Source organism: Phaeodactylibacter xiamenensis (assembly GCF_000759025.1).
Lineage (GTDB): Bacteria > Bacteroidota > Bacteroidia > Chitinophagales > Saprospiraceae > Phaeodactylibacter > Phaeodactylibacter xiamenensis.
This window is the reverse complement of sequence record NZ_JPOS01000090.1, coordinates 228,166-253,385: the sequence shown is the minus strand read 5'-3', so window position 1 is coordinate 253,385 and position 25,220 is coordinate 228,166. Positions and strand designations below refer to the sequence as shown.

15 protein-coding genes are annotated in these 25,220 nt (G+C 54.4%); 10 read left to right on the top strand and 5 right to left on the bottom strand.

Features of this window, described 5'->3' with window-relative positions:
* The first annotated feature begins 213 nt into the window (after positions 1-213).
* A complete protein-coding gene (locus IX84_RS27055; protein WP_044228590.1) occupies positions 214-1,299 on the top strand; it encodes a LacI family DNA-binding transcriptional regulator in 1,086 nt (361 codons plus the stop codon).
* Here IX84_RS27055 and IX84_RS27050 read toward each other — a convergent pair whose 3' ends face one another.
* From IX84_RS27050 to IX84_RS27035, 4 genes are read right to left on the bottom strand one after another with little or no spacing between them, the layout of a single operon-like run.
* Positions 1,300-2,925: a hypothetical protein gene (locus tag IX84_RS27050; RefSeq protein WP_044228585.1), complete on the bottom strand. Its 1,626-nt coding sequence runs from the start codon at positions 2,923-2,925 to the stop codon at positions 1,300-1,302.
* An 11-nt stretch (positions 2,926-2,936) separates the two neighbouring features.
* Positions 2,937-4,019 (bottom strand): carbohydrate-binding family 9-like protein, encoded by a 1,083-nt coding sequence (locus IX84_RS27045; RefSeq protein ID WP_081968978.1) that lies wholly within the window; start codon positions 4,017-4,019, stop codon positions 2,937-2,939.
* On the bottom strand, positions 4,019-6,307 hold the full coding sequence (locus IX84_RS27040; RefSeq protein WP_044228581.1) for a GH92 family glycosyl hydrolase: 2,289 nt from the start codon (positions 6,305-6,307) through the stop codon (positions 4,019-4,021). Before IX84_RS27040 ends, IX84_RS27045 begins: the two co-directional genes overlap by 1 nt.
* Before the next feature lie 22 nt (positions 6,308-6,329).
* The gene (locus tag IX84_RS27035) at positions 6,330-7,079 is read right to left on the bottom strand and encodes a DeoR/GlpR family DNA-binding transcription regulator (RefSeq protein WP_044228578.1); all 750 of its coding nucleotides are present in this window, start codon (positions 7,077-7,079) and stop codon (positions 6,330-6,332) included.
* 252 nt (positions 7,080-7,331) lie between these two features.
* Here IX84_RS27035 and IX84_RS27030 point away from each other — a divergent pair, with 252 nt between their 5' ends.
* The 9 genes from IX84_RS27030 to IX84_RS26990 all read left to right on the top strand — a co-directional run bounded on the left by IX84_RS27030 (position 7,332) and on the right by IX84_RS26990 (position 24,567).
* On the top strand, positions 7,332-9,860 hold the full coding sequence (locus IX84_RS27030; protein WP_044228575.1) for a beta-mannosidase: 2,529 nt from the start codon (positions 7,332-7,334) through the stop codon (positions 9,858-9,860).
* Complete coding sequence (locus tag IX84_RS27025) at positions 9,860-12,907, top strand: GH92 family glycosyl hydrolase (RefSeq protein ID WP_081968977.1); 3,048 nt, start codon at positions 9,860-9,862, stop codon at positions 12,905-12,907. The genes IX84_RS27030 and IX84_RS27025 overlap by 1 nt, the downstream gene beginning before the upstream one ends.
* 6 nt (positions 12,908-12,913) lie before the next feature.
* Entirely contained in the window at positions 12,914-15,256 is a 2,343-nt protein-coding gene (locus IX84_RS27020; RefSeq protein WP_173426324.1) for a GH92 family glycosyl hydrolase, read from the top strand.
* Complete coding sequence (locus IX84_RS27015; RefSeq protein WP_052516445.1) at positions 15,253-16,581, top strand: sulfatase family protein; 1,329 nt, start codon at positions 15,253-15,255, stop codon at positions 16,579-16,581. Before IX84_RS27020 ends, IX84_RS27015 begins: the two co-directional genes overlap by 4 nt.
* Positions 16,582-16,828: 247 nt before the next feature.
* Positions 16,829-19,159, top strand: a complete 2,331-nt coding sequence (locus tag IX84_RS27010) for a PSD1 and planctomycete cytochrome C domain-containing protein (protein ID WP_052516444.1) — start codon at positions 16,829-16,831, stop codon at positions 19,157-19,159.
* An 11-nt stretch (positions 19,160-19,170) separates the two neighbouring features.
* Complete coding sequence (locus IX84_RS27005; RefSeq protein WP_044228572.1) at positions 19,171-20,649, top strand: DUF1501 domain-containing protein; 1,479 nt, start codon at positions 19,171-19,173, stop codon at positions 20,647-20,649.
* Complete coding sequence (locus IX84_RS27000) at positions 20,646-21,665, top strand: NHL repeat-containing protein (RefSeq protein ID WP_202965303.1); 1,020 nt, start codon at positions 20,646-20,648, stop codon at positions 21,663-21,665. The genes IX84_RS27005 and IX84_RS27000 overlap by 4 nt, the downstream gene beginning before the upstream one ends.
* Entirely contained in the window at positions 21,662-22,447 is a 786-nt protein-coding gene (locus tag IX84_RS26995; RefSeq protein WP_044228568.1) for a chitobiase/beta-hexosaminidase C-terminal domain-containing protein, read from the top strand. The genes IX84_RS27000 and IX84_RS26995 overlap by 4 nt, the downstream gene beginning before the upstream one ends.
* A gap of 2 nt (positions 22,448-22,449) precedes the next feature.
* Complete coding sequence (locus tag IX84_RS26990) at positions 22,450-24,567, top strand: c-type cytochrome domain-containing protein (RefSeq protein ID WP_044228565.1); 2,118 nt, start codon at positions 22,450-22,452, stop codon at positions 24,565-24,567.
* Positions 24,568-24,569: 2 nt separating this feature from the next.
* Here IX84_RS26990 and IX84_RS26985 read toward each other — a convergent pair whose 3' ends face one another.
* Complete coding sequence (locus IX84_RS26985; protein ID WP_044228559.1) at positions 24,570-25,202, bottom strand: Uma2 family endonuclease; 633 nt, start codon at positions 25,200-25,202, stop codon at positions 24,570-24,572.
* Positions 25,203-25,220 lie beyond the last annotated feature (18 nt).

Sequence of the window (25,220 nt, the reverse complement as noted above, 5' to 3'; positions counted from 1 at the left end):
AAACATGAAGGGCAATACTTGAAAAATTATGCTTACGTCTACAAAAGTATAATTTTTTCTAGTTTTAAGCGAGTAATTTGAAATATTTTAACGCTGTGTTCGGACACATATCCAATTTTATACGTATTATAGCCCCTGCGCCTGCTCACCCGGCTGTTGAAATTGCAGCGATTGCAGTTACACGTTTTAATAGGCTACAACCTAATAGGACTAATGGGAAATCGAATTCGAATAAAGGACATTGCTAAAAAAGCAAAAGTCTCCACGGGCACTGTTGACCGGGTCATTCACAACAGAGGGAACGTTTCGCCGGAGAAACGGGCAAGAGTGAAAGCCGTGATGGAAGAGTTGGGCTATGAGCCCAATATCATTGCCCGTACCCTTGCCACCCGCAAAATTATGCGTATCGCGCTGTTAATGCCGGACCCCAGCATTGACCCTTACTGGGAGTTGCCCAATGTTGGGGTGAACAAAGCCTGGCATTCAGTAAAGCATTATGGGGTGGAGCTTGAGCATTTTTATTTCAACCTTTTTGACCAGGCTGACTTTGCCCAAAAAGCCAAAGTCGCGCTCAAAACCATGCCCGAAGCTCTTGTCTTTCCTCCGGTATTCCTCAAGGCCGCCAACGAATTGCTCGAGGCCTGTGCCCGGCTTGGAATTACGGTGTCTCTGTTCAATACGGAGCTCTCGGGTGAGAACGTGCTGACTTACGTTGGCCAGAATTCCTACCAAAGCGGGGTGCTGGCAGGCAAACTGCTGAGCTTCAGCATGGGGCCGACCGGACGGGTAGCTGTGGTCAACCTTTCCAAGGAACCCGCTAACGCAAAGCATCTTTCTGACAAGGCTCAGGGGTTAGAAGATTACTTTCAGGCGCAGGGCATGGGCGACCGTAACCGGGTGGAAAAGGTGGTTTTTGAGGCTTTTGAAAACAAAAAAGCCCTGCGGGCTTTCCTGCTTGAACTCTTAAGAGAACAGCCTGAGCTAAAGGGCTTTTTTGTCACAAACTCCCGGGCGTATAAAATTCTGGACGCATTGGGGCAGGAGGCACTTCAGGATATCCGTATCGTAGGCTTCGATCTGCTGCCGGAAAATATCGCTTACCTGAAAAAAGGCGCCATACAGTTCCTGATCAACCAAAACCCGGTGGAGCAGGGCTATCTCAGCCTGACGAGCGTCGTACAGAAACTCATTTTCGATAAGGAAGTGGATGCCATTCAGCACCTGCCCCTGGATATCGTAGTGGCCGAGAACGCCAGGTATTATCTGGAGCGGGAGGATAAGTACGCACTCGTGGTCTGATCAGGCTTTAATAGTGATCAGGATGGCAGTGGTTTCGGGTGGTGCTTCCCAGACGAGCCGTTGCAGGCGGGCCGGCAACAGCACAACTTGACCAAAGAGCAGCTGGTAACGGTCGCCATCACCGTAAGTAAGCCATGCTGTAGTGCCTTCCACCACGCATATTGCCCGCACTTGGTTGGCAGCTGCCAGTTCCAGTCTTTCACCCCCCGACAACTGTTGCAGTTCCAGGAAGTGGTCTTCATAGGGAGCACTTTCCATTGAAGCAGGCTGAGCCAGGGCAGGAGCCAAGGGGTAGAGGTGTCCGGTCATATCTTTCTCGGGCGCGCTCAGGTGCGGCCTTTTACCCGTCTTTTTGCTGATCAGGTGTTGCCTGAAAAAAGGAGAAGCGATCCCGATATTAAGTAGCTGGCAACCAGTACCTGTGCTATGCACCACACCCGCTGCAATACAGGCAACCGAACCTTTTTCGAGAGGGAAGGCTTGGAGTAATTTTGCCCACTCCTTGGCGTCTATATATTGTTTTTGGTCGGCAATCGCTTCTGTGGGTATGGCTCCAGCCAAAAGTGTGGCATTTTTGCGCGCCTTTACCACATAGTAGTAGTCTTGGTGCCGGGCAGTTTTGCCAAAATACCGGGCCATGGCCGAAGGGTCAGGATAGTAATTGATATCAGGGAGTTGCTGCTGAAGGTGGTCGAAAAACTGAATGTAAAAGGGCAGCCGGTCTCCATAGATTTGGCGGATGCCGGCCCCGAGGAATTCTTTGGACTTGTAGAACAAGAGATTAACAACGGGAGCTTCGATCAACTGGTCACATATTTTAAAAAGCAGATTGTCCTCTTCTACCCGCAGGTGGAAATTGACGCCCAGCTCACCCGGTTGTTGTCGTGGGCTGGTTTCATCCCATAGCTCCGGGTCGAAAAAAGGAGAAGGATAAACCGGGCGCTCAAGGGCCAGCTCAAATCCTCTTCTGATGGCATCTCCTGCCACCATTTTCGGTCGTTGCCAGTTGTTGGTCTCCAGTATGTAGTCGCAGGCAGGTAAAAGTTGCTGCTTGATGTGGTCGCCCAGGGACCAGTCAATGAAATAGCTCCAGGCATATTGCAAATCGTAGCCCAGCTCCCGGTTATCCACGCCGATATTGGTGATGTCTTTCCGCCTGAGCCGCTGAATCAGTTCGTAACGGGAAACATCCGAATAGACCAGCACATCGGGCTGCGCGATCAGGTGGGCCCCCACACCGTGGACGAGGATGATGCCGGTTTCAATCTCCGCAATGGTCTCCTGAATGGAGGTCAGCTTCTGAGGGTCAAAGTAGGAAGCAATGGTTGTTGGCAGGTTGGCATCTGCTCTCGGTGTTTTGGCAAAGCCCGGCCCTATGCGCTGCCGGATTTCATTTTCCTCCAGGAAAAGGTCCTCTGCCCGGCACACCACATTGGGCGAAAGCGTTGACTTCAGGAAGCCCATATCTATATTGGCGTAGGTGCCGGGGTAGCACTCTACAGCCAATATGGTTTTAGCCTTGTCCAACTGCTGAAGATGCTGCTTCAGTGCCTTGCCAATGGCAGGCCAGCTGCCCCAGCAGGCGCCTTCCGATTCCGGTACTTCTATGTAGGGCGATTGTAGCATTCGTGGTTCGTTTATTCCTCGTCTTCCTTTGGCTGTATATGGTCCAGTTTTCCATCTTCCCGGATCCGCAGTTTCAGGTCGCCCAATTCGTAAGTGGCCAAAAAGAAGTCCGCTCCGGCGACAACCTGAATGGGCTCGCCTTCCAGCCCGAGCTGAGCAGGGTCATCGGTGAAAGTGCCATTGGCTTCCTTCCAGGCATGCTGTTTATAGTACAGCTGCCGCAGCTGCCAGCGGATGGCTTCCAGATTGGGCTGCCCGTTGAATCGTGCCCGCTTGCCTGCAGGTGTAGAGGAAAACTGTACCAGCCCCCAGGTTTCCGGTTGATGCATGGCAATAGCGCCCTGTGGGGACCACACCCAGTTGTGCTCCGGGTAGGGCTGTCCGGTGGCCGGGTCTTTTTCCTTTACATATTGGCCATCTTTCGCTTCGGTGCGCCATTGCACTCTTGAAAAGTTGACCCGCCAGATTTCCTGATCGTTGGGGGGGCCAGGGTGTGGAGCCAGCTCTTCAAGGACCGACCATGGGAAGGCCAGTTCCACCGTCCAGCCTTCATCTTCATCATCCGGGTTGTTAAGGGTGCCGTTCAGGTGTACGCCGGATTGCAGCCCTTTGATATCCCAGGCATCAACAGGCTGTCCGCCATCGCGGTAGGGGCGGGTGAGAATGAGGTCCCACAGCGTACCCAGAGCGTTGATTTCCAGCTCATAGTAGTGATGAGTGTCCCCATCCGGATCAATGAACACTTCAAAGTCATTCTCATGAAAAATGACCATGTCTCTTTGGTCGTAAGTCGCCCAAAGGTGGGGCTCCTCCAGCTCTACGGCAATGTAGAAATACTGGGAGTCCCAAAGCATTTTTGCCTTCGTATCGTAGTAGGGCAGGGGCCTGATGGTGCCTTCTATGTCCATGAACTTATCCGTGGACTCGGCTTGCTTCCAGGCTTTCTCATCCAGTTTGCCATCAATGGTAAGCGGGCTTTCCACGTATTGGCAAACGTACTGCCGGGGGCTGAATTGGTAGAGTTCGTGCTGTTGTGCCAGCAGACTGGCAGGCAGGATTAATGCGGCTATCCAAAAGTAAATGTGCTTTATCATTATTGTTTCTTTTTAGGTTTGGTCGTAAGGTCAAGTTGGAGCGTACCGCCTTCCACCAGCTTCTGGTGGCTCAGGAACAGCCGTTCGAGCGGTTGCCCTTCAAAGCGGGCTTTTTTGATGTAAATGGCGCCCGGTGTTTTGCGGGGCGCCTGTATCACCAGTTCCCGGCCCGGGTAGTAATCCGGGTGTAATTGCAGGCGGACTTCCTCCATAGCGGGGGTGAATACCGCGTAGTCCATATCGGCAGGACAGACCGGATAGAGCCCTATCATGCTAAACACGAGCCAGGTGGAGAGGGTGCCGGTATCGTCGTTGCCGGGAATGCCGCCGGGTGTATTGGTGTAATGCTTGTCAATGATGTCCAATACTTGCTTTTGGGTACGCCATTCGGCACCAGGCACATAGTTGTAAAGGAACGGGTAGGTAATATCCGGTTCGTTGGCCACATCGTACTGATCATCGGCAAAGCAGGCCGTCAGGGCTTTAACAAAGGCATCTCTTCCGCCGAGGGTGTCAATCAGGAAAGGGATGTCATGGGGTACATAAAAGCGGTACTGCCAGGCGGTGCCCTCTACAAAGCCTGTCACTGGCTCGAAGTTTTTACCTTCTTCGGGATCAAAGTTTTCGTAGAAGCGCCCATCTGCATATTTGGGACGCAGCATGCCGGTTTCGGGGTCGAAATAATGCAGGTACCCTTTTGCCCGGTTTTCCAGCAGGCTGGCATCGGCTGTTTTGCCCAGAGCTTTAGCCAGTTGGGAGAGTGTCCAGTCTGAAAGATAATATTCGAGAGCGGTAGACACACTGCCACCGTACAGATCTTCCCCGTCCATAGGCACATACCCCAGCCGGGCATAGGCATCAAAGTCCGGGCGCAGCGGGTTGTCCGCTTCCGGAGTGGTGGCGGCTTTCCAGGCAGCGGCATAGGCTTTCTCAATATCAAACCCTCGGATGCCCCGCAGATAGGTATCGGCAATCACGGGGGTGCCGGGGTCGCCTACCATTACATTGGTTTCCATGCTCAGGAGCTCCCATTTAGGCAGCCACCCGCTTTCTTCGTACATGTCCACCATCGTCTGTACCATCTCTTCCTGCAGGTCAGGATAGAGGAGGCTGAGCAGAGGATGGACATTCCGGTAGGTATCCCAGAGAGAAAAAACAGTGTACCTGTTTCGCCCTTCTTCCATTTTGCCCACGCCGGGCTGCTCCATGAGGGGGTATTCCCCGTTCACGTCCTGCAGGATATTGGGGTGGATAAGGCTATGATAAAGAGCGGTGTAGAACAAAGTTTTCTGCTCATCTGTGCCTTTCACCTGCGCTCTGCCGAGGAGTTCGTCCCAGCGGTCCCTGCTGGCTTTTCGGACGCCCTCAAAGTCAAAGCCAGGTTGTTCGGCTTCCAGATTGGCCCGGGCATTCTCAATGCTGACGTAGGAAATACCCAGCTTGACCTCGATGGTCTCGCCTGCCTGCGTTTCGAAGGAGAAGTAGGCACCAACATCATCGCCGGCCATTTCCTGTGTAAAGCCTTCATAGGGTTTCCAGGTGTTGTTGTACTTGGTCCACGCGCCTTCGGGCCCCTTGTATTCAGGCATTTTCTTCCAGGTACCAAAAGATTGTGCAGGCCGGCTGAGCTGTGCTACGAAATAGACCGGGCGCACGTCTTCCGGGTTATAGCAGAAGGTACCAATCATGCGGTAGCCTTCCACTTCCTGAGGGGAGTTGACTTTGACCATGCCGCCGGTTTCGTTAGTCAGCCCGAGGCCGAGGTTGAGCAGGATGTGCGATTCTCCTACAGGGAAAGTATAGCGACTGATGCCGGTACGTAGTGTGCTGCTTACTTCAGCCTTGATGTCATATTCATTAAGGTAGCAACTGTAGTAGCCTGGAGAGGCTTCCTCGTCCTGATAAGTACTGCCGTATGCTGCCGGGTCGAAACGGCGCTCGCCGGTGGTGGGCATCAGGAGCAAAACACCCAGTTCCGGGCAGCCCACCCCACTAAGGTTGGCGTGGCTGAAACCGGTGAGGAAGCCATTTTCCTGAATGTAGGACCGGGAGTTCCAGCCTGCGTCCTTTTCGATAGGGTTTTCGGCCCCTTCGCGGAAGGCTACATTGAAGGGAGTGACGGAAGCCAGTGCATGCGGGTACTGTGCACCGGGGTGAGTGGCACCAAAGTTAGAGGTGCCAATAAACGGATTGACCCAGTCTGACGGGGATTGTGCAGTCGTGCTTATGGCCCCGGGAAGAAGAGCGATGAAGCAAATGTATTTCAGGAGGTACCGTTTCGTATACATGTAGCAGGTGGTTTTTAGTAGATTATAGCATTTGCAAGTTCTGCCCATTCATGCCCTCCAGGGCGGAATCTTCGGGCAACAGATCAGTGATCAGGGTTGAAAACCCATTAAGTTTGGCTACTTTAAAAGGCTGTATCTGGCCCAGGTGCTCAGAGGGGCAGCATACTGCGGTGTGGGCAGAGGAGGCGATCATGGCTCGTTTGACGGTTGCGATGTCCCGGTTGTTGCTCGTTAGGCCTATTGTTTCGTGCAGGCTTGAGGCATTGATGAGGCAAAGGTGAGCGTGCAATTCTTCAATAGCCCGTACGACTTCCACACCTGCGGTGAGCCGGTTGCGCCCCGTGATTTTGCCGCCCAGGAGGTAGGTGCTGATGTTGGGAAGCGTTGCCAGGCGTTCGGCAGCAGCGATGGAATTAGTGAAAATCGTGAGTTCCAGTTCTGCCGGGATTTGGTCGATGAGAGAAAGGGTAACCGGCCCTCCGTCCATGAGCAGCACCATGCCATCACGAAGCAGGGTGGTTGCTTTCTGAGCAATAAGCGTGGCTTCCGGGCTTGGAGTGCCATTTTGACGATGGACAGCCTCCGGCGTTTTAGGATTGGCCAGTGCACCGCCGTGCACCTTTTTTATAAAGCCGCCTTCTGCCAGTTCACGGAGATCACGCCGTACAGTATCTTCTGAGACCCCCAGGTGTTCACTCAGCTCCGTTGACTTGATTTTATTCCGCAGATTAATGATTTCCAGAATCATGCTCTGCCGTTCTTCCTTTAGCATAGTTTCTGTGGTTGCGGCAGGTTTTGTTTGGTTGGTGGGGCTGCCGGTTAGCACGGACTAAAGTACGTAAAAACTTGCGGTTTTTTTCTTGTTTGTGCATTTTTGAGTTAAAATCGGCAAAAAATATGCGCTTTATTGCTGGTTTTTACTTTTTTTAGTAATTTCAGAGCCCAAATATCTCAAACTACGCAGTGGGCCTAATGAAAGCTGTAGCTGGCTATCGGACCGATTGCACTACTACTTAAGAACGACATGCCTCACACAAACTATCAACATCAAACAACCTCTTCATCAAGGCTGGTGCGCACCCCCTTGTTTCAGAACTGGGCTTTTCGAAAAGCAGGTGATATGGAGTGGCTGCCTGCACAAGTGCCAGGGAATAACTTTTCTGACCTCCTGCGGCAGGAGCGTATCCCGGACCCCTTTTATCGTACTAATGAAAATGAACTGCAATGGATAGAGAAAGAGGACTGGGAGTACCAAACCACTTTCGAGATAGAGGAGGGCAGGCTTGAATTGGGCCGGCATATGATGGTCTTTCATGGATTGGACACTTATGCAGATGTTTTCCTGAACGGGCAGCTCATCCTGAAAGCACAAAATATGTTCCTTGGTTACGAGGCAGAGGTTGGCACTATACTTCAAATCGGTACCAATGAGTTGCATATCCGCTTTCGTTCGCCTATTCGGGAGGTGCAGGCAAAGGCAGAGGCAGTTGGTTTTACCTACCCGGCGGGCAATGATCATGCTGAGGAGAAGCTGAGCGTATTCACCCGCAAGGCACCTTATCATTATGGATGGGACTGGGGCCCAAGGTTTGTGACTTCCGGTGTCTGGCGCCCGGTGGAGCTGATTAGTTTTGATACGGCCCGAATGAAGACGGCCAATCTGGTCACTCAATCCCTTACCGAAACAGGAGGTGTGGCGCGGGCAGAGGTAACGGTAGTCACTTCGATAGCCGGCGCATATACTGTAGCGCTGAATATCGGTCAGGGTCGCTGGGTTTTTGAGCATACCGTTCAGCTGCAGCCCGGTGAGCATACGATTGCTTTTGACGTGGCCTTGCAGGGCGCAGACTATTGGTGGCCCCGCAGTTGGGGAGAGCCGGTGCTTTACGATTTGAACTGGCAGTTGAAGCATGCTGCTGAGACCATCGATCAAAAGCCGGGCCGGTTTGGTTTGTGCACTATACAGCTCATACGAGAGGCCGATGAGGAGGGCCGCAGCTTCCATTTTGAGGTCAACGGGCAGCCTCTATTCGCCAAAGGAGCCAACTATATCCCGCAAGACAGTTTTCTGGACCGGCCCACGGAAGCTCATTACCGGCAGGTATTTGAGGACATGGCGGCTGCCAATATGAATATGGTACGCATTTGGGGCGGCGGTATTTATGAATCTGACCTCTTTTACGACCTGGCCGATGAGTACGGCATTATGGTGTGGCAGGATTTCATGTTTGCCTGCACCATGTATCCGGGCGATCCCGATTTTCTGGACAATATCCGGGCGGAAGCCATTTACAACATTCACCGGCTGAAAGGGCATCCCAGCCTGGCATTATGGTGTGGCAATAACGAAATCGCCGTGGGCTGGCAGCACTGGGGCTGGCAAAAAGAATATGGCTACAACGAATCGGACTGCCAGCTTATGGCTGATGATTACGAGCGGCTGTTTGAAGCAGTTCTGCCTGAACTTGTAGAGGGGAACGATCCGACACGCGATTACCTGCCTTCTTCACCGGTATACGATTACTCTGACCACGATAATTACGATAAAGGCGATGTCCACTATTGGGGTGTTTGGCACGAAGAAGCGCCATTTTCCACCTACAAATGGGCGGTGCCCCGCTTCATGAGCGAGTATGGGTTTCAGTCCTTCCCACTGCTGGATTCGGTCCGGCGTTATGCAGAGCCTGAAGACTGGTCGATTGAGTCGCCGGTCATGCAGCTCCACCAAAAGCATCCCCGGGGCAACGGCATTATACGTAAGTACCTGCTGCAGCACTACCGGGAGCCTAAAGACTTTGAAACCTTCCTCTACCTCAGCCAACTACTGCAGGCGGAAGGAATACGTATTGCTATCGAAGCCCACCGCAAAGCCAAGCCCTTCTGTATGGGCACGCTCTACTGGCAGCTCAATGACTGCTGGCCGGTGGCGTCCTGGGCAGGCATCGACTACTACGGGCAATGGAAAGCCCTGCATTATGCGGTCCGGCAGGCGTTCAGCCCCTTACTGGCGGTATTGGAAACAGATGAAGAGGAATGGTCGGTCACGGTGGTTTCCGATGAGCCTCAGGATAAACGCCTGCGCCTGAGCATCGGGCTCTACCGCCTGACTGGCGAACGCCTGTGGCTGGAGGAAAAAAGCCTGAATGTGCCGGCTAACGGTAAAGCGCTGGTCGGGCTGGAAGACTTGAAAACAGCAACAGCAGACTACGATGCCGCTGATTTGTGGATACGAGTCCAATTGTCTGATACCAAAGGGGTGGCCTACGACCACACCGCCTATCTGGTGCCGGCCCGCGATTTGCACCTGCCCGCGCCCAAGGTTAAAGTAAGTACAGAGGCCAATGGGGCGCAACTCAGCGTTACCTTACAATCCAGCGTGTTGGTGATGGGGCTGTACATCAGCCTGGAAGGCCTGCCGGGCAATTTCTCCGACAACTTCTTTGATCTCTGCCCGGGGGAGCCTAAAACAGTGAAACTCACCTTGCCCGAACCACCGGAGCAGGGCTGGCCGCCGGTCCGCCTGCTGTCCGTCTATGATTCCTATACCGAATAATGCCATACTCAACGATGCAGAAAAATCTAATCCTTCTCTTGCTTATAGTTATGATGGCTGCCTGCAGTGGCAGCTCAAATGAGCAAGCTGCACCATCCGGTGAAAAGTACCTGCCTTTTGTGGACCCCATGATTGGCACGGGCGGCACCGGGCACACCTTTCCAGGAGCGACGACGCCCTTTGGGATGGTACAGCTGAGCCCTTCCAATGAGTATAAGTCCTGGGACTATTGCTCCGGCTATCACTACAACGATACCATCGTTAAAGGCTTTGCACATACGCACATTAGCGGGCCGGGCTTGTCCGGTCTGGGGGATATCCTGGTAATGCCTGCCCGGGAGGCGCATACGAGCTCAGGGGAGGACGGAAAGGCGGATACAGGTTACCGTGCCCGGTTTTCCCACGATAACGAATCGGCCTCAGCCGGGTATTATAAACTGCTGCTGCACGAGGAAGAGGTACTGGTGGAGCTTACAGCGGGTACGCGCATGGGCTACCACCGCTATACCTTCAATGGGGAAGGGGAGGATTACCTGCTCTTCGATCCCAATCATCAAATCAACGAAAACATACAGGACACTTACCTGGAGCTGATCTCTGATACTGAGCTGGTTGGCTACAAAGATTGTGATGGCTGGTCGGCAGGAGACCGGACGCAGTACTTCTATGCAAAATTTTCCCAACCGGTGGCTGGCTTTAGCCTGGTCCGCAAAGGAGAGCTTGTAGAAGGCAAAAAAGGCAATGGGAAAGGCCTGCTTGGGCAGGTCCGCTTCGATCTGGCACCCGGGGAAAGCGTGGAAGTCCACCTGGCGCTGTCCTCCATTTCCATAGAGGGCGCCAAAGCCAATTTTGAAGCCGAAGCGGTGGACGGATTCGATCTGGCCCACGAAAATGCCCGCCGCGAATGGGCGAAGGTCCTGAGCAAAATCGAAATCGAGGGCGCGACCGACCGTCAGATGAAGTTGTTTTACACCGGGCTCTACCACGCCTTTATCTCTCCCAACCTCATCTCTGATGCGGACGGGCGGTACTACGTTGAGGGAAAGGTGCGCCAAAGTGATATCCCGCAGTACAGTAATTTCTCCACCTGGGATACTTACCGCGGCTTACACCCCCTCTTTACCATCATTGAAACGGAAAAGACAGCCGGGTTTGTAAACAGCCTGTCCTCGCGGGTAGCCGTGGATGATGTAGGCCTGCCAAGCTGGGAGTGCCTGGGCTACGACAACCGCTGCATGATCGGTTACAGTGCGGTATCGCCCGTAGCGGATGCCGTGCTGAAGGACATCCCCGGCGTGGATGTGGAAGCTGCTTACGAAGCCATCCGCTATGCTGCTTTTGACCGCACCAAGCACAGTCAGGTGAGTGACCTCAACGGCATGGACGAATACCTCAAATACGGATATGTGACCGCAGAGACCGGCGTATCGGTCTCTAAAACCACAGAACAGAATTATTGCGATTGGGCGATAGCCCGGGTAGCCGAGAAGCTGGGCAAAACGAAAGACCAAACTTTATTTGACCGCCGTGCAATCGGCTACCGCAATTTTTTCGACCCGCAAACGGGCTATTTTATGCCCATCACGGCTACCGGGGAGCACCTGCTGCTGGATACAACGAAGTGGAATTCCCTCAAAGGGCATTACATCTCGGGCAACATCTGGGCGTATTCGGCTTACTCCCCCCACGATATGAAAGGCGTGATGCAGCTTCACGGCGGACGGGAGGCCTATGCGCAGTGGCTACAGGGTGTTTTTCAAAATGAATCGCCCCTTGAAGGGCATCAGCATGTGGATATTTCCGGATTTATCGGGAAGTACGGGCACGGGGATGAGCCCGGGCACCATATGCCTTACCTGTTCAACTATGTGGGCAAGCCCTGGCTGGCGCAGCGCTACATCAATGAAGTACTGACCACCATGTACCACCCCAATCCGCAGGAAGGCTTCATCAACAACGAAGACCTGGGGCAGATGTCGGCATGGTATATGCTCAGCGCGCTGGGAATGTATCAGGTGGCACCTGGCGATGGCGTTTTCCAGCTGACCGCGCCCCTTCATCCCAAAGCGGTCATCCACCTGGAGAGTGGCGATGATTTCACTATTCTGGCCAACAAGGTGTCGCCGGAGAACATCTACGTGCAGTCCGTCACCCTCAACGGGGAGCCCTATGAAAAGAACTACATCGATTACAAAACGATCATGCAGGGGGGCGAGCTGGTCTTCGAACTCGGCCCCGAGCCCAACAAGCAATGGGGCAGGGACCCGACAGCGACCTTCCCCGGCGACTTTGAGGACACCGCTGTGGCGGAAATTCCGGTGGTGGGCACGCCTGCGCCCTACGATGTGGCGCCCGGTGCCTTTTTCCGGACCGAGCGTACCATTGAGCTGGCTTCCAAAAACAAAAACGCTAAGATTTACTACACCCTGGATGGGAGCGAACCGGACAACAATAGCACGCCTTACAACGGCCCATTCACCATTCGGGAAAACACCACGGTAAAGGCCATCGCCTACGAGGAAGGGCTCAATCCAAGTGCCTTCTTTGAAAAGCCCTATTATCAGAGCGTTTTGGCAGGATTGCCGGCCGGTTATCCCAAATACAGCGTAGCGCAGCACGACTTCCCCTACGGAAAGGAAGGCGCAGAGCTGATTTTTGATCAGGAAATTGGTTCCGAGAGCTACAATGACAACCGCTGGACTGGCATCAAAGACAACATCTTTCTGGATATTGACTTCGGGGAGCCTACTAATGTTAAGGAACTGGAAGTGGGCGCCCTCAAGGATACCAAATCTTACATTTTTCCACCGGATAAAATCGAAGTGCTGGCCGGGAATCAGCCCGGCGCCCTGCAGCCCATCGGCAGCCTTGACCTGCCGCCTCAGGAAGAGCATGAGCTTAAGGTTTACCGCTACAAGCTGGACCTCGAACCCGGGCAATACCGATACGTGAAAGTCAAGGTGTACAACTACGGGGCTCCTCCGGAATGGCACGGCGCTCGGGGCAATGAATTGTGGACTTTCCTGGACGAAGTTATTCTCAACTAAACGAATATGAAGTATATCATTTACATCTCCCTTTTTTGTATGGCCGGGCTGGCTTTGATGCCAGCCTGCACTACTTCTGAGGCGGCTGAAAGCCCTGCCAACGAGCCCGTAGACTACGTGAGCTACGTCAATCCGCTCATGGGCACCGATTCCGAATTCAGCCTGTCCAATGGCAATACCTACCCCGCGATTGCGATGCCCTGGGGCATGAACTTCTGGACCCCCATGACCAACAAAATGGGTGATGGCTGGACCTATCAGTACGATGCGTATAAAATCCGGGGCTTCAAGCAGACCCATCAGCCCAGCCCCTGGATCAATGACTATGCGTCTTTCTCCCTCATGCCGGTGACGGGCACGCTGAAATTTCAGGAAGAGGAGCGGGCGTCCTGGTTTTCGCACAAAGCGGAAGTGGTACAGCCACATTATTACAAGGTATACCTTGCCGACTACGATGTGGTGACCGAGATGGCCCCAACGGAAAGGGCGGTGCAATTTCGCTTTACTTTCCCGGAAACAGACTCGGCGTACATTCTGCTCGATGGCTTCTTCCGGGGCTCCATGGTGAAAATCTTACCGGAAGAGCGGAAGATCATCGGTTACTGCCGCAACAACCACGGCGGGGTGCCTGATAATTTCCACAACTACTTTGTAGCGGAGTTCGATAAGGATTTTTCCGTCCACCACACCTGGGGCGATGGCTGGCAGCTCATGCCGAATACCCTGGACAGTGAAGGCGATCACGTTGGGGCAATCGTAGGCTTTGCAACGGAGCGGGGCGAACAGGTAAACGTGAAGGTGGCGTCTTCCTTCATCAGCCCCGAGCAGGCACAGCGAAACCTCGATCAGGAAGTGGGTAAGGCTACCTTTGAAGCCACCAAACAAGCCGGTCACGACCGCTGGCAGGACGAGCTGAGCCGCATCAAAGTGTCAGGCGGGAAAGAAGCCGATATACAGACCTTCTACTCCTGTCTGTACCGGTTGCTCTTGTTCCCGCGCCCTCTGCACGAAATTGATGAAAACGGGCAAATCATACACTACAGTCCTTATAACGGAGAAGTCCGCCCCGGATACCTCTACACCGACAATGGTTTTTGGGATACTTTCCGGGCGGTTTTTCCTTTTTTCAACCTTATGTACCCTGAGCTGAACAGCCGGATCATGCAGGGGCTGGAAAACACTTACGTGGAATCGGGCTGGCTGCCGGAATGGGCAAGCCCCGGGCACCGGGATTGTATGATTGGCTCGAATTCAACGCCCATTATTGCTGATGCCTACCTCAAAGGCGTAGAAGGGTATGATGCGGAATTGCTGCTCAATGCCATGCTCAAGAATGCCAATGAAGCCGAGGGGCGCCCCGTACAGTCGGTGGGCCGGGCCGGTGTGGATTATTACAACAAGCTGGGATATGTGCCCTACGATGTAGGGATCAATGAAAATGCTGCCCGTACCCTGGAGTACGCCTACGCAGACTTCACCCTGGCGGAGATGGCCCGCGCCATGGGCAAGGAAGACGTTGCACAGCGCTTTTATCAGCAAAGTCAGCGTTACCGAAACCTCTTTGACCCGGAAACCGGATGGATGCGCGGTAAATTGGAAAATGGTGCATTCCAATCACCCTTCAATCCGCTTAAGTGGGGCGATGCCTTTACGGAAGGCAACAGCCTGCACTATACCTGGTCGGTCTTTCACGATATTGCGGGCCTGATGGAATTGATGGGCGGGGAGGAAGCCTTCGCAGCCCGGCTCGATGAGGTGTTCACCATGCCTCCTAAATTTGACGACAGCTACTACGGCTTCACCATACATGAAATCCGGGAGATGCAGATTGTCAATATGGGCAATTATGCACATGGCAATCAGCCGATACAGCACATGATTTACTTGTACAATTATGCCGGTCAGCCCTGGAAGGCACAAGCCTGGTCCCGCGAAGTCATGGAAAAGCTCTATCAGCCCGCACCCGATGGGTACTGTGGGGACGAGGACAACGGGCAGACTTCCGCCTGGTTTGTCTTCAGCGCTATGGGCTTCTATCCGGTATGCCCGGGCACGCCTCAGTATGTGCTGGGCAGTCCCCTGTTTGATTCGGTGGAGCTGCAGTTGGAGAATGGCAATACCTTCCAAATCCATGCCCCGGGCAACAGCCCTGAAAACATTTATATACAGCAGGCGAGCCTCAACGGCAAGCCCCACCCTTACACCTGGCTGGACTACGATGCAGTGCAGGCTGGAGGAGAACTGCAATTCCAAATGGGCGCAGCGCCCAACCGGGAATGGGCTACCGATGCTGCCGCCCGCCCGTACTCATTATCTACCGATCCGAAACTGGAAAACTACCTGAAATGATACGCTTGTTTATAGCCCTCCTGGCACTAGGGATTTGGAATACTGCGAAAGCTCAGCAGCGCCCCAACGTCATCCTCATTTACACCGATGATCAGGGTACCCTCGATATGGGCTGCTACGGCGCCCCGGATTTGTACACGCCCAATATGGATGCGCTGGCGGCAAGCGGCGTGCGTTTCACGCAATTCTATGCGGGCTCCTCGGTCTGTTCTCCCTCCCGGGCATCCCTGCTGACCGGGATGACGCCCACTAAAGCCGGGTTGAACAACAACGCCACCTCACAGCCGGGCGCTCACGAAGGGCTGCCCGGCGAAGCCTTCACGCTGGCAGAGGCCCTGAAGGCAGAAGGCTACCAAACCGCCCACATCGGCAAATGGCACCTCGGCTATCAGCCTGATAAAATGCCAAACGCCCAGGGGTTCGACTACTCTTTTGGGCACATGGGCGGATGCATTGACAACTATTCCCACTTTTTTTACTGGAATGGGCCTAACCGCCACGATCTCTGGCGAAACGGAGAGGAAGTCTGGCACGATGGGGAATTCTTCCTCGACCTGATGGAGCAGGAAGCCCACGATTATATCCGGACGCACCGGGAGGTGCCTTTCTTCCTGTACTATGCCATCAATATGCCGCATTATCCGTTACAGGCCAAGTCCCAGTGGCGGGAATACTATGCGGATTTGCCATCGCCCCGGAAAGAATATGCCGCATTTATCAGCACCATCGATGAGAGCCTGGGCCGCCTGATGGATCAGTTAGACCGCTACGGGCTTCGGGAAAACACCATCGTTATTTTACAGTCAGACCACGGGCACAGCACCGAAGTCCGCACCTTTGGAGGCGGAGGCTATGCAGGCCCTTATCGAGGCTGTAAGTTTTCCTTATTCGAAGCAGGCATCCGCGTGCCGGCTATGATCAGCTACCCCAAAGCGGTCCCTGCCGGGCTGGTACGGGATCAAATGGCGGCGGGCATGGACTGGTTTCCGACCGTACTGGATTATGCAGGCGCGGAAAATATTCACGGTCACCTGGAAGGCCGGTCTCTACGAGATGTCCTTGAAAAAGATGCTCCCTCACCCCATGAACATCTGATTTGGGAAGGCCCCCACCGGTGGGCGGTCCGCAAAGGCGACTGGAAGCTGCTGTATGCCCCCATTGACCCGGCAGGCAACACAGATGCGCCCTGGGAGCCGGTTGCGGATGGACTTTTCTTAGTCAATCTGAAGGAGAACATCGGAGAGTCGGAAAATGTGATAGAACAATATCCGGAGAAGGGTAGGGAGCTTGAAAAAATTTACCGGAAATGGTCGGTGGGGGAGTAGCCGGTCTGCGCGGCCCCGGCAACGAAGTTGCAGAAAGAATCACTCAATCGGGCAAGTCCACCGGTACGCTGCACCAGCCCCCTGCCGCAAGGATGACAAATCCCATATAATTCCACCAAATTTCTTTGGGAGCATCGGTAAAATTCATACTTTTGATTAATCGCTAAACCGGTTTAGCAAAAATTAAAGACTGGTTTGGTGTGATGCTAAAGAAGCATCATGATACAAGTCAAAAAAGCCATCCGAAATGTCAACATTGAAATCCTGTTGCTTTGCTGTTTTTTTCACCGTCCTGTTTTTTAGCTGTGAGCAAGCGTCTACTACAGACCCAACGCTGACAACCGCCACCCTGCCGGAAGTAGTAGATTTCAACTTCCACATTAAGCCCATCCTGTCCGACCGCTGTTTTAAGTGCCACGGGCCGGACGAGGCTACCCGGGAAGGCGGGCTGGGGCTGCATACCGAAGCCCATGCTTTCGCAGCATTGGGCAAGGCGCAAGACCACTACGCTCTGGTGCCTGGCAATCCGGAGCAGAGTACCCTCATACAGCGGATTTATACCGATGACCCGCAGGAAATCATGCCGCCCCCGGAGTCTAACCTGACCCTTACCGAACACGAAAAAGCGCTGCTGCGCCGATGGGTGGAGCAGGGGGCAGCGTGGAAAAAACACTGGGCGTTCCTGCCTCCGGAAATGCCCGAAGTGCCTGAAGCCGGGGCGGGCTGGGCGCAGAATGAGATCGATCACTTTGTTTATGCCAAACTACAGGAACAGGGGCTGCAGCCTTCCTCAAAAGCGGAAAAAGCCAAGCTCATCCGCCGTCTTTCCTTTGACTTGCGGGGCTTACCACCTACATTGGAAGAAATCGACGCATTCGTTGAGGACGACCGCCCGGATGCCTGGGCGCGCCTGGTGGATACCTTTCTCAACTCCACCGCCTACGCCGAGCGTATGGCCCTGGACTGGATGGACATCGCCCGGTATGCCGACACCCACGGCTATCAGGACGACTTCGAGCGGGTGATGTGGCCCTGGCGTGATTGGGTTATTCATGCTTTCAAGGAAAATATGCCCTACGATCAGTTCGTCACCTGGCAGCTGGCCGGTGATCTGCTGCCGGAGCCTACCCTCGAGCAGCGTATCGCCACCGGTTTCAACCGCAATCATAAAATTACGGCCGAAGGGGGCGTTATTGATGAAGAATACCGGGTAGAGTATGTGGCGGACCGCGCACAGACCTTAGGCACTGCTTTTCTTGGACTGACTATGGAGTGTGCCAAATGCCACGACCATAAATACGACCCTATCAGCCAAAAGGACTATTTCAGCCTCTACGGTTATTTCAATACCATCCCGGAGAAAGGCTTTGTAGGGCAGCTCAATCAGAACTTCCGCTATGCGCCCAAGCCATCGGTCCGGATCACGCAGGAAGAGATAGAAGGCATTGTCACCTTCATCAACAACCGGGACAGCCTGCCGTACATTGACCTGATGGTGATGGAAGAGCAGGAAGAACCACGCAAGACCTATATCCTTAACCGGGGCAAATACGATCAGTACGGAGACGAGGTACAACCTGCCGTTCCTGAGCAGCTACCCCCAATTCCGGAAGGGGCGCCCAATAACCGCCTGGGCCTGGCGCAGTGGCTGTTTAGTCCGGAGAATCCCCTCACGGCCAGGGTGACGGTAAACCGGCTTTGGCAGCAGCTGTTTGGAACGGGCATCGTAGCCACCCCTTTTGATTTCGGCAATCAGGGCGCGCTGCCTACGCACCCGGAGTTGCTGGACTTCCTGGCCATCAAGTTCCGGGAGGAGGGCTGGGATGTCAAAGCCATGCTTCGCTATATGGCGCTTTCGGCTACCTATCAGCAAACCGCGGCGGCCAGCCCTGAACTGCTGGAACAGGACCCCGAAAATCGCTGGCTGGCCCGTGCGCCCCGCCTGCGGCTCCAAGCCGAGATGATCCGGGATCAGGCATTCGCAGTCAGTGGCCTACTCAATGAGGAAGTGGGCGGCCCAAGTGTCAAGCCCTATCAGCCGGAAGGGTTGTGGGAAGAAACCACCGGTGGCGGCGGCGGAAGTACAGCCCGCTACATGGTCAGCGAGGGCCCCGACCGCTACCGGAAAAGTTTGTACACCTTCTGGAAGCGTACCGTCCCCCCGCCTGGCATGCTGATTATGGACGCCCCCTCCCGTGACCTGTGCTCCGTTAAGCGGCAGGAAACCAATACGCCCCTGCAGGCTTTGCTGCTGCTCAATGACCCGCAGGTGCTCGAAGCCAGCAAAGCACTCGCGCTGCAGGCCTGGGAACAGGGTGGGGCAGATGCTGCAGAGCGGATTGCCTTCATGTTCCGGGCGGTAACTTCTGCGAGTCCGGAAGAGGCTGAGCTCCAATTGCTGCTCGATTACTTTGAAGAAGAGCGGGCAGCTTACGCTGAAAAGCAAAAAGAGGCGAAATCTTATCTGGCCACAGGGGCTTACACCCTGCCGGATACCCTCCCGCTTGCTGATATGGCCGCCTACACCCTGGTGGCGAACACTATTTTTAACCTGGACGAGGCGATCACTCGTGGCTAAAATATTGAATAATGAATCCTTTTGAAGAACGATCCTTACAACTGAACCGCCGCGCTTTCCTCTCCAAAACCGCTTTAGGGCTTGGGTCTGCCGCACTGGGCTCTTTGCTCGGGCTGCGCTGCTTCCGGGCCAATGACAAAGGCATTATTACCGAATCCGGGCAGGGGATAGAAGGCGTATTGAAAGCCCTGCACCATCCGGCGAAAGCCAAGCGGATTATCTACCTGTTCCAAAGCGGAGGGCCTTCACAGCTCGAATTGTTTGATTATAAACCCTTGCTGCAAAAGCGGCGTGGTGAAGACCTTCCGGAATCCGTCCGGCAGGGGCAGCGCCTGACGGGCATGACCTCCGGGCAGGACAGCTTCCCGTTGGTGGGCTCTCAGTTTGGCTTTCAGCAGCATGGGCAAAGTGGTGCAATGATTAGTGATTTATTGCCGTATACTGCTAAAATTGCAGATGAGTTGTGCATCGTAAAGTCCATGTACACGGAGGCGATCAATCACGACCCGGCCATCACCTTCTTCCAAACCGGGTCTCAGCAGCCGGGGCGGCCTAGTATTGGCTCCTGGCTGAGTTATGGTTTGGGCAGCGATAATGAGAATTTGCCTGCCTTTACCGTACTCCTGTCCCGGGGTACCGGCCGCCCGAACGGACAGCCGCTCTATTCCCGCTTGTGGGGCAACGGCTTTTTGCATTCCCTGCATCAGGGTGTGCAGTTCCGGGCAGCGAAAGACCCGGTGCTTTACCTCAATGACCCGGCGGGGCTGGGGCGCTCCGGCCGCCGTAAAATGCTCGATAAGCTGGAAGCCCTCAACAGCATGCACCACGAAGAAACACAGGATCCGGAAATTCAAAGCCGGATCGCGCAGTACGAGATGGCCTACCGGATGCAGACTTCCGTGCCTGATGTGATGAGCGTAGAGGACGAGCCGGACTACATTTACCAGATGTATGGCCCGGATGCGATGACGCCCGGCACCTACGCAGCCAACTGCCTGCTGGCCCGGCGGCTGGCCGAAAAGGGCGTCCGCTTCATTCAGCTTTACCACATGGGCTGGGATCAGCATGAAAACCTACCCACCGCCATCGCCAAACAAGCCAAAGATGTGGATCAGGCATCCGCTGCACTCGTGATGGACCTCAAACAGCGGGGCATGTTGGATGACACTCTGATCATCTGGGGCGGAGAGTTCGGCCGCACCAATTACTCACAGGGCACACTCACCGATACCAACTACGGGCGCGACCACCACCCCCGCTGCTTTACCATGTGGATGGCGGGTGGCGGCATTAAGCCCGGTATCGTATACGGTGACACCGATGATTTCGGCTACAACATCACTGAAAACCCGGTGCATGTCCACGATTTTCAGGCTACGATGCTACACCTGCTGGGCATCGATCACGAACAACTGACCTATAAATATCAGGGGCGGCGCTTCCGCCTCACTGATGTGGAAGGGCATGTGGTAAAAGACTTACTGGCATGATGAAAAGACGGGAATTTCTCAAAAGCAGCCTCTGGGCAGCGGCTGGTATGGGGCTGGTTTCCTGGACGAGCCGGGGCGAGCTTGTACTCGGGCATGGCGACTTCAGGTATAAAGTTGACCTTAACTGGGGCGCGCTGAATGCACAGTTTTACCCGGTTAAAGACTGCCACGAACTGGTACAGGACAAGCAGGGGCGGATCATTTTGCTGACCAACCATACCCGCAACAACATCCTGATCTACAATCGCGATGGCCGGCTTTTAGATGCCTGGGGTACCGATTTTCCCGGAGCCCACGGCCTGACGCTCAAAGATGAGGGCGGGGAGGAGTTCCTCTACATCACCGATACGGAGCGGCACGAGGTGATTAAGACTACGCTGAACGGGAGAGTCGTCTGGGCCTGGGGGTACCCTAAAGCATCCGGTGTTTATGATTCCCCTTCCCAATATATTCCCACGGAAACAGCAGTGGCGGATAATGGCGATGTGTATATAGCCGATGGATACGGCAGTCAGTACATTTTGCATTACAATCAAAAAGGCGAGCTGCTGAATGTCTTTGGAGGCAGAGGAGAAGGCGAGGCGCAGTTCCTGAACGCCCACGGCATCTGCATCGACCAACGCGGGCAGGCTCCGGAATTGCTCATCACCGCCCGGCAGCAGAATCAGTTGAAGCGCTTTGGTATGGATGGCGCGCTGAAAGGGGTCATCGATCTGCCCGGCGCGTACATTTGCCGCCCCGTGGTGCACGGCTCTAATGTGTACCTGGGCACGATCTGGTCGGGCGATGGCAGCAGCGGTACCGGGTTTGTTTCGATTTTGGATGAACATAACCGGCTGATCTCTGCACCCGGCGGCGTGGCTCCCGTCTATGAAGAGGATCAGCTCCGGCCGATGTATCAGGTGCTTCGGGTTTTCACCCATCCCCACGACGTATGTGTGGATGAGGACGAAAATCTCTACGTAGCGCAGTGGAATGCCGGATTTACCTATCCCATAAAACTTACCCGGGTATGAGGCGCATGTACTTTATATTTTTGATGCTATGCAGCGGGCTGGCTTTAGCGCAGCCCCGGATACAACTGAGCCCGCCTCAGGCTGTAGTGGATTCGGTGTTTTTTACTGAAACCACAACGGTACGCCTTGAACTGGATTACCCCGGCGTGGCGCTCCGGTATACGCTGGATGGAAGCCCGGTGGGTTCAAACAGCTCTGTTTACAAAGGGCCGCTTGCCTTATCTCAATCTGCTACCGTTAGCGCAAAAGCTTTTCACCCGGACTTTGAAGACAGCCCGCAAGTGAGTATAGCTGTTCGCAGCCTGAAATATAACCAGCCGCTAAGCATTACGAATGCCACCCCAAAGCCCGCGCCTCAATACACCGGAGCCGGCTTATCTGCTTTGACCGACCGCCAAAAAGGCGCCCTGAATTTTGCAGCTACCCCCAAGGCATGGCTGGGTTGGGAAACAGATACCCTGCGCATGCAGTTGAATGCCCCGGAAGCCGGAAAAGTCAATATGCTGGTATTCAGTCTGCTGGACAATGCCGGTGCCTGGATTATGCCCCCGGCGGTTGTAAAAGTTTATGATGCCGGAGAACAGATTGGGCAGTTTGAAACTGCACGCCCTGAGCCTGGTGGGCCTACACAGTATCACTTTTTGGAGGTGCCACTGAAACCCTGGAGCTCTGATACCCTGGAGGTCCTCGTGCTTGCCCGGCAGTTGCCCGATTGGCACGATGGTGCCGGCCGACCTGCCTGGATTTTCCTGGATGAAATTTTGCTGACTCAAAAGCCCTGATCATGGACGTTCTTTCCATCAATTTAGCCCGTTTGCACCCCCTGATTGTTCACCTGCCTATCGGCTTCCTGTTGCTGGGAATACTAATGGAGGGGCTGCAACGATGGCAGAAACACAATAACTACCAACCGGCCATTGGGCTTTCCCTGCTGCTGGGCACGCTGGCTTCCATAGTGGCAGCGGCTACCGGCTGGTGGCTGGCAGAGGAAGGAGGGTATGAGGAAAACCTCCTGCAGTACCACCGTTGGTTAGGGATTGCAACTACAATCAGTGCCCTGCTGCTTTATCTTGGACATCTGGAATATACCCGATTGCTGACCAAACTGTACCCTTACCTGCTTTGGGTTTGTGGCGTGGTCTTGTTCGCCGCCGGGCACTTTGGCGGAGCAATGACCCACGGTACCGATTACCTTTTCGAAAAACCGGCAGCGCCCCAAACGGTGGAAAACATCGAAGAAGCGCTGGTCTACGACCTCATCATACAACCCATCATGGACCAAAAGTGCACCGGCTGCCATAAGCCTTCCAAATCAAAGGGTGGGCTGGTCCTCACCGATCAGGCGGGGCTAATGGCAGGAGGTGATAGCGGGCCGTTGTTCAATACCGCAGTGCCGGCTCAGAGCCTTTTGCTGGAGCGCGTGCATTTGCCGATGGAAGTGGAGGAGCACATGCCTCCGGAGGGCAAACCTCAATTGTCAGCTGGCGAAATCCAACTGCTGGAATGGTGGATGGGCAATGGTGCCTGTTTCGACTGCAAGGTGAAAGATATGGAGGACAGAGCCGCAGTAGCCGCTCTTCTGGAAGCCTATCAGACCCCGGCAGATCACTGGGCGAAGCTGGACCTGCCACCTATGCCGCTTGAAACGGTCCAACAACTGAAAGCACAGGGCCTGCGCGTGGCAGTAGCTGCGGAAGAAAGCCCCTTTTTGCTGGTGGATATGGCGCGGGATACGGCGATCAGTGCCCGTAGTTTTGCGCCCCTTCGCAAGTATGCTGACCGGGTCATTGAACTTCACTGTGGGCACAGTAACTTTTCGGATGAGCTTTCGGGTCAGCTTGCGGATTTTACCAACCTGAAAAAGCTCCAACTGCAAGGCACCCGGATTACGGATGCGGGGCTGGGATTTCTGGCGGAGCTGCCTCACTTGCAGGTACTCAATCTGTATGGGACGGCAGTGACCGATCAGGGGCTGAAGGCAATCGGGCAATTACCGGAACTGAAGCAAATCTACCTGTGGCAGACGGCGGTCTCTGATGCCGGGCTGACCAAATGGAAAGAGGCGCACCCGCAAGTGGTTGTGCAACAGGAGGCAGACCGGGAAGTCTTCGGGACGGCTGCGCTCAACCCACCTCTGCTGGAGGCGGCTTCCACGCTGTTCCATGACTCCATCGTCGTACGGGCTATCTCCAACTTTAAAGGCGTAGAGGTGCGCTACTCCATTGACGGAACGCCTCCAGGGCCGGATTCTCCCCTTTTTCCGGATTCTCTTATCCTGCGAAAGACCGCAGAGGTGCAGGCCTTTGCCGTAAAGCCAGGCTGGAATGACAGCGAGGTGTCCTCCGCCCGATTTGTGAAAGCCGGGCTACGGGCGAAAACAGGGCGACTGCTCAACCCCCCTTCCGGAAAATTCCAGGCCAATGGCGGAGCATCCCTGGTCGACTTGCAAAAAGGCACAGCGGTATTCACAGCCGGCAGTTGGCTCGGATACGAGGGGGAGCACATGGGCGCGGTTATGGAGCTGCCAGAGCTTACTCCCGTCAACGAAGTGACCATCAGTGCCTTGTCCAGGCCGGCTAGCTGGATTTTCTTCCCGAAAAGCGCCATCGTTTCCGTCTCCGCGGATGGGCAGCAGTTCCGGGAGGTAAGCAGGGCAGACTGGCCAACGATTGATAAGGAAGTGGTTGAAACAGAGCTGAAGTACTTCCCGATTGCATTTGATCCGGTGGAGGCCCGCTATGTGAAAGTGGAAGTCCGCAGCCCCTTGCGCAACCCGGACTGGCACCCTAATCCGGGTGGCAAAAGCTGGATTTTCCTGGATGAGATTTTATTGTCCGGTCCTGAGGAAGTTTTTGACCATGGAGGGATTAGCGCTTCCACCGATTATAAAACCACGAAGTAAAACTACTTTCGGCTAAAAACTTCCGCAACCGGTATCTCCAGTTCCTTCAGGATCTCCGAAGTGAGCTGGCTACCGGGTGCGAAAGGGCGTGACCCCGCGTATCGGCCACTGCTGTCCGGACGGTAAACGGTAATCGTTTGCTCGAAAGGGTGAACAATCCAATATTCCGGGACGCCAGCGGATTCGTAAATGGTGAATTTCTCTTCGGTATCCTCCTTGTTATTGCCCCGGGAGAGGATCTCAATGATCAAATCCGGAGCGCCCAGGCAGCCCCGGTCATCAATTTTTGCGGGGTCGCAAATCACCAGGATATCCGGTTGGACCACAGTTTCTATCTCTTCATCGGACAAGGAGGTGGCGCTTTTTCTTCTCCGGCTGGACAGGGGCGTATCAGACGGGATGATGAGCCGGACATCATAGGGCGCATGCCGGACTTCACATTCCTTTTGCCGCAAGTGATACCAAATTGTGCCATGAAGAAAACTGCTGATCCGCTGATGTTCATCGCTGGGGGCAGGCGCCATTTTGCGTACATACCCCCTTAAGAGCTCCACCCGCTCCCCGAGATTCCAGGTCAGGTAGTCCGCGTAAGAATACTTTTTGTGCAAATCCAGTTGGTCCAATGAGGTAATCATAGGCGTGGGTTATGCTGT

What these genes read in the sequence shown, in the direction of transcription:
- IX84_RS27055 (WP_044228590.1), top strand. Translation starts at nt 214, where the DNA reads ATGGGAAATCGAATTCGAATAAAGGACATTGCTAAAAAAGCAAAAGTC.
- IX84_RS27050 (WP_044228585.1), bottom strand. Translation starts at nt 2,925, where the DNA reads ATGCTACAATCGCCCTACATAGAAGTACCGGAATCGGAAGGCGCCTGC.
- IX84_RS27045 (WP_081968978.1), bottom strand. Translation starts at nt 4,019, where the DNA reads ATGATAAAGCACATTTACTTTTGGATAGCCGCATTAATCCTGCCTGCC.
- IX84_RS27040 (WP_044228581.1), bottom strand. Translation starts at nt 6,307, where the DNA reads ATGTATACGAAACGGTACCTCCTGAAATACATTTGCTTCATCGCTCTT.
- IX84_RS27035 (WP_044228578.1), bottom strand. Translation starts at nt 7,079, where the DNA reads ATGCTAAAGGAAGAACGGCAGAGCATGATTCTGGAAATCATTAATCTG.
- IX84_RS27030 (WP_044228575.1), top strand. Translation starts at nt 7,332, where the DNA reads ATGCCTCACACAAACTATCAACATCAAACAACCTCTTCATCAAGGCTG.
- IX84_RS27025 (WP_081968977.1), top strand. Translation starts at nt 9,860, where the DNA reads ATGCCATACTCAACGATGCAGAAAAATCTAATCCTTCTCTTGCTTATA.
- IX84_RS27020 (WP_173426324.1), top strand. Translation starts at nt 12,914, where the DNA reads ATGAAGTATATCATTTACATCTCCCTTTTTTGTATGGCCGGGCTGGCT.
- IX84_RS27015 (WP_052516445.1), top strand. Translation starts at nt 15,253, where the DNA reads ATGATACGCTTGTTTATAGCCCTCCTGGCACTAGGGATTTGGAATACT.
- IX84_RS27010 (WP_052516444.1), top strand. Translation starts at nt 16,829, where the DNA reads ATGTCAACATTGAAATCCTGTTGCTTTGCTGTTTTTTTCACCGTCCTG.
- IX84_RS27005 (WP_044228572.1), top strand. Translation starts at nt 19,171, where the DNA reads ATGAATCCTTTTGAAGAACGATCCTTACAACTGAACCGCCGCGCTTTC.
- IX84_RS27000 (WP_202965303.1), top strand. Translation starts at nt 20,646, where the DNA reads ATGATGAAAAGACGGGAATTTCTCAAAAGCAGCCTCTGGGCAGCGGCT.
- IX84_RS26995 (WP_044228568.1), top strand. Translation starts at nt 21,662, where the DNA reads ATGAGGCGCATGTACTTTATATTTTTGATGCTATGCAGCGGGCTGGCT.
- IX84_RS26990 (WP_044228565.1), top strand. Translation starts at nt 22,450, where the DNA reads ATGGACGTTCTTTCCATCAATTTAGCCCGTTTGCACCCCCTGATTGTT.
- IX84_RS26985 (WP_044228559.1), bottom strand. Translation starts at nt 25,202, where the DNA reads ATGATTACCTCATTGGACCAACTGGATTTGCACAAAAAGTATTCTTAC.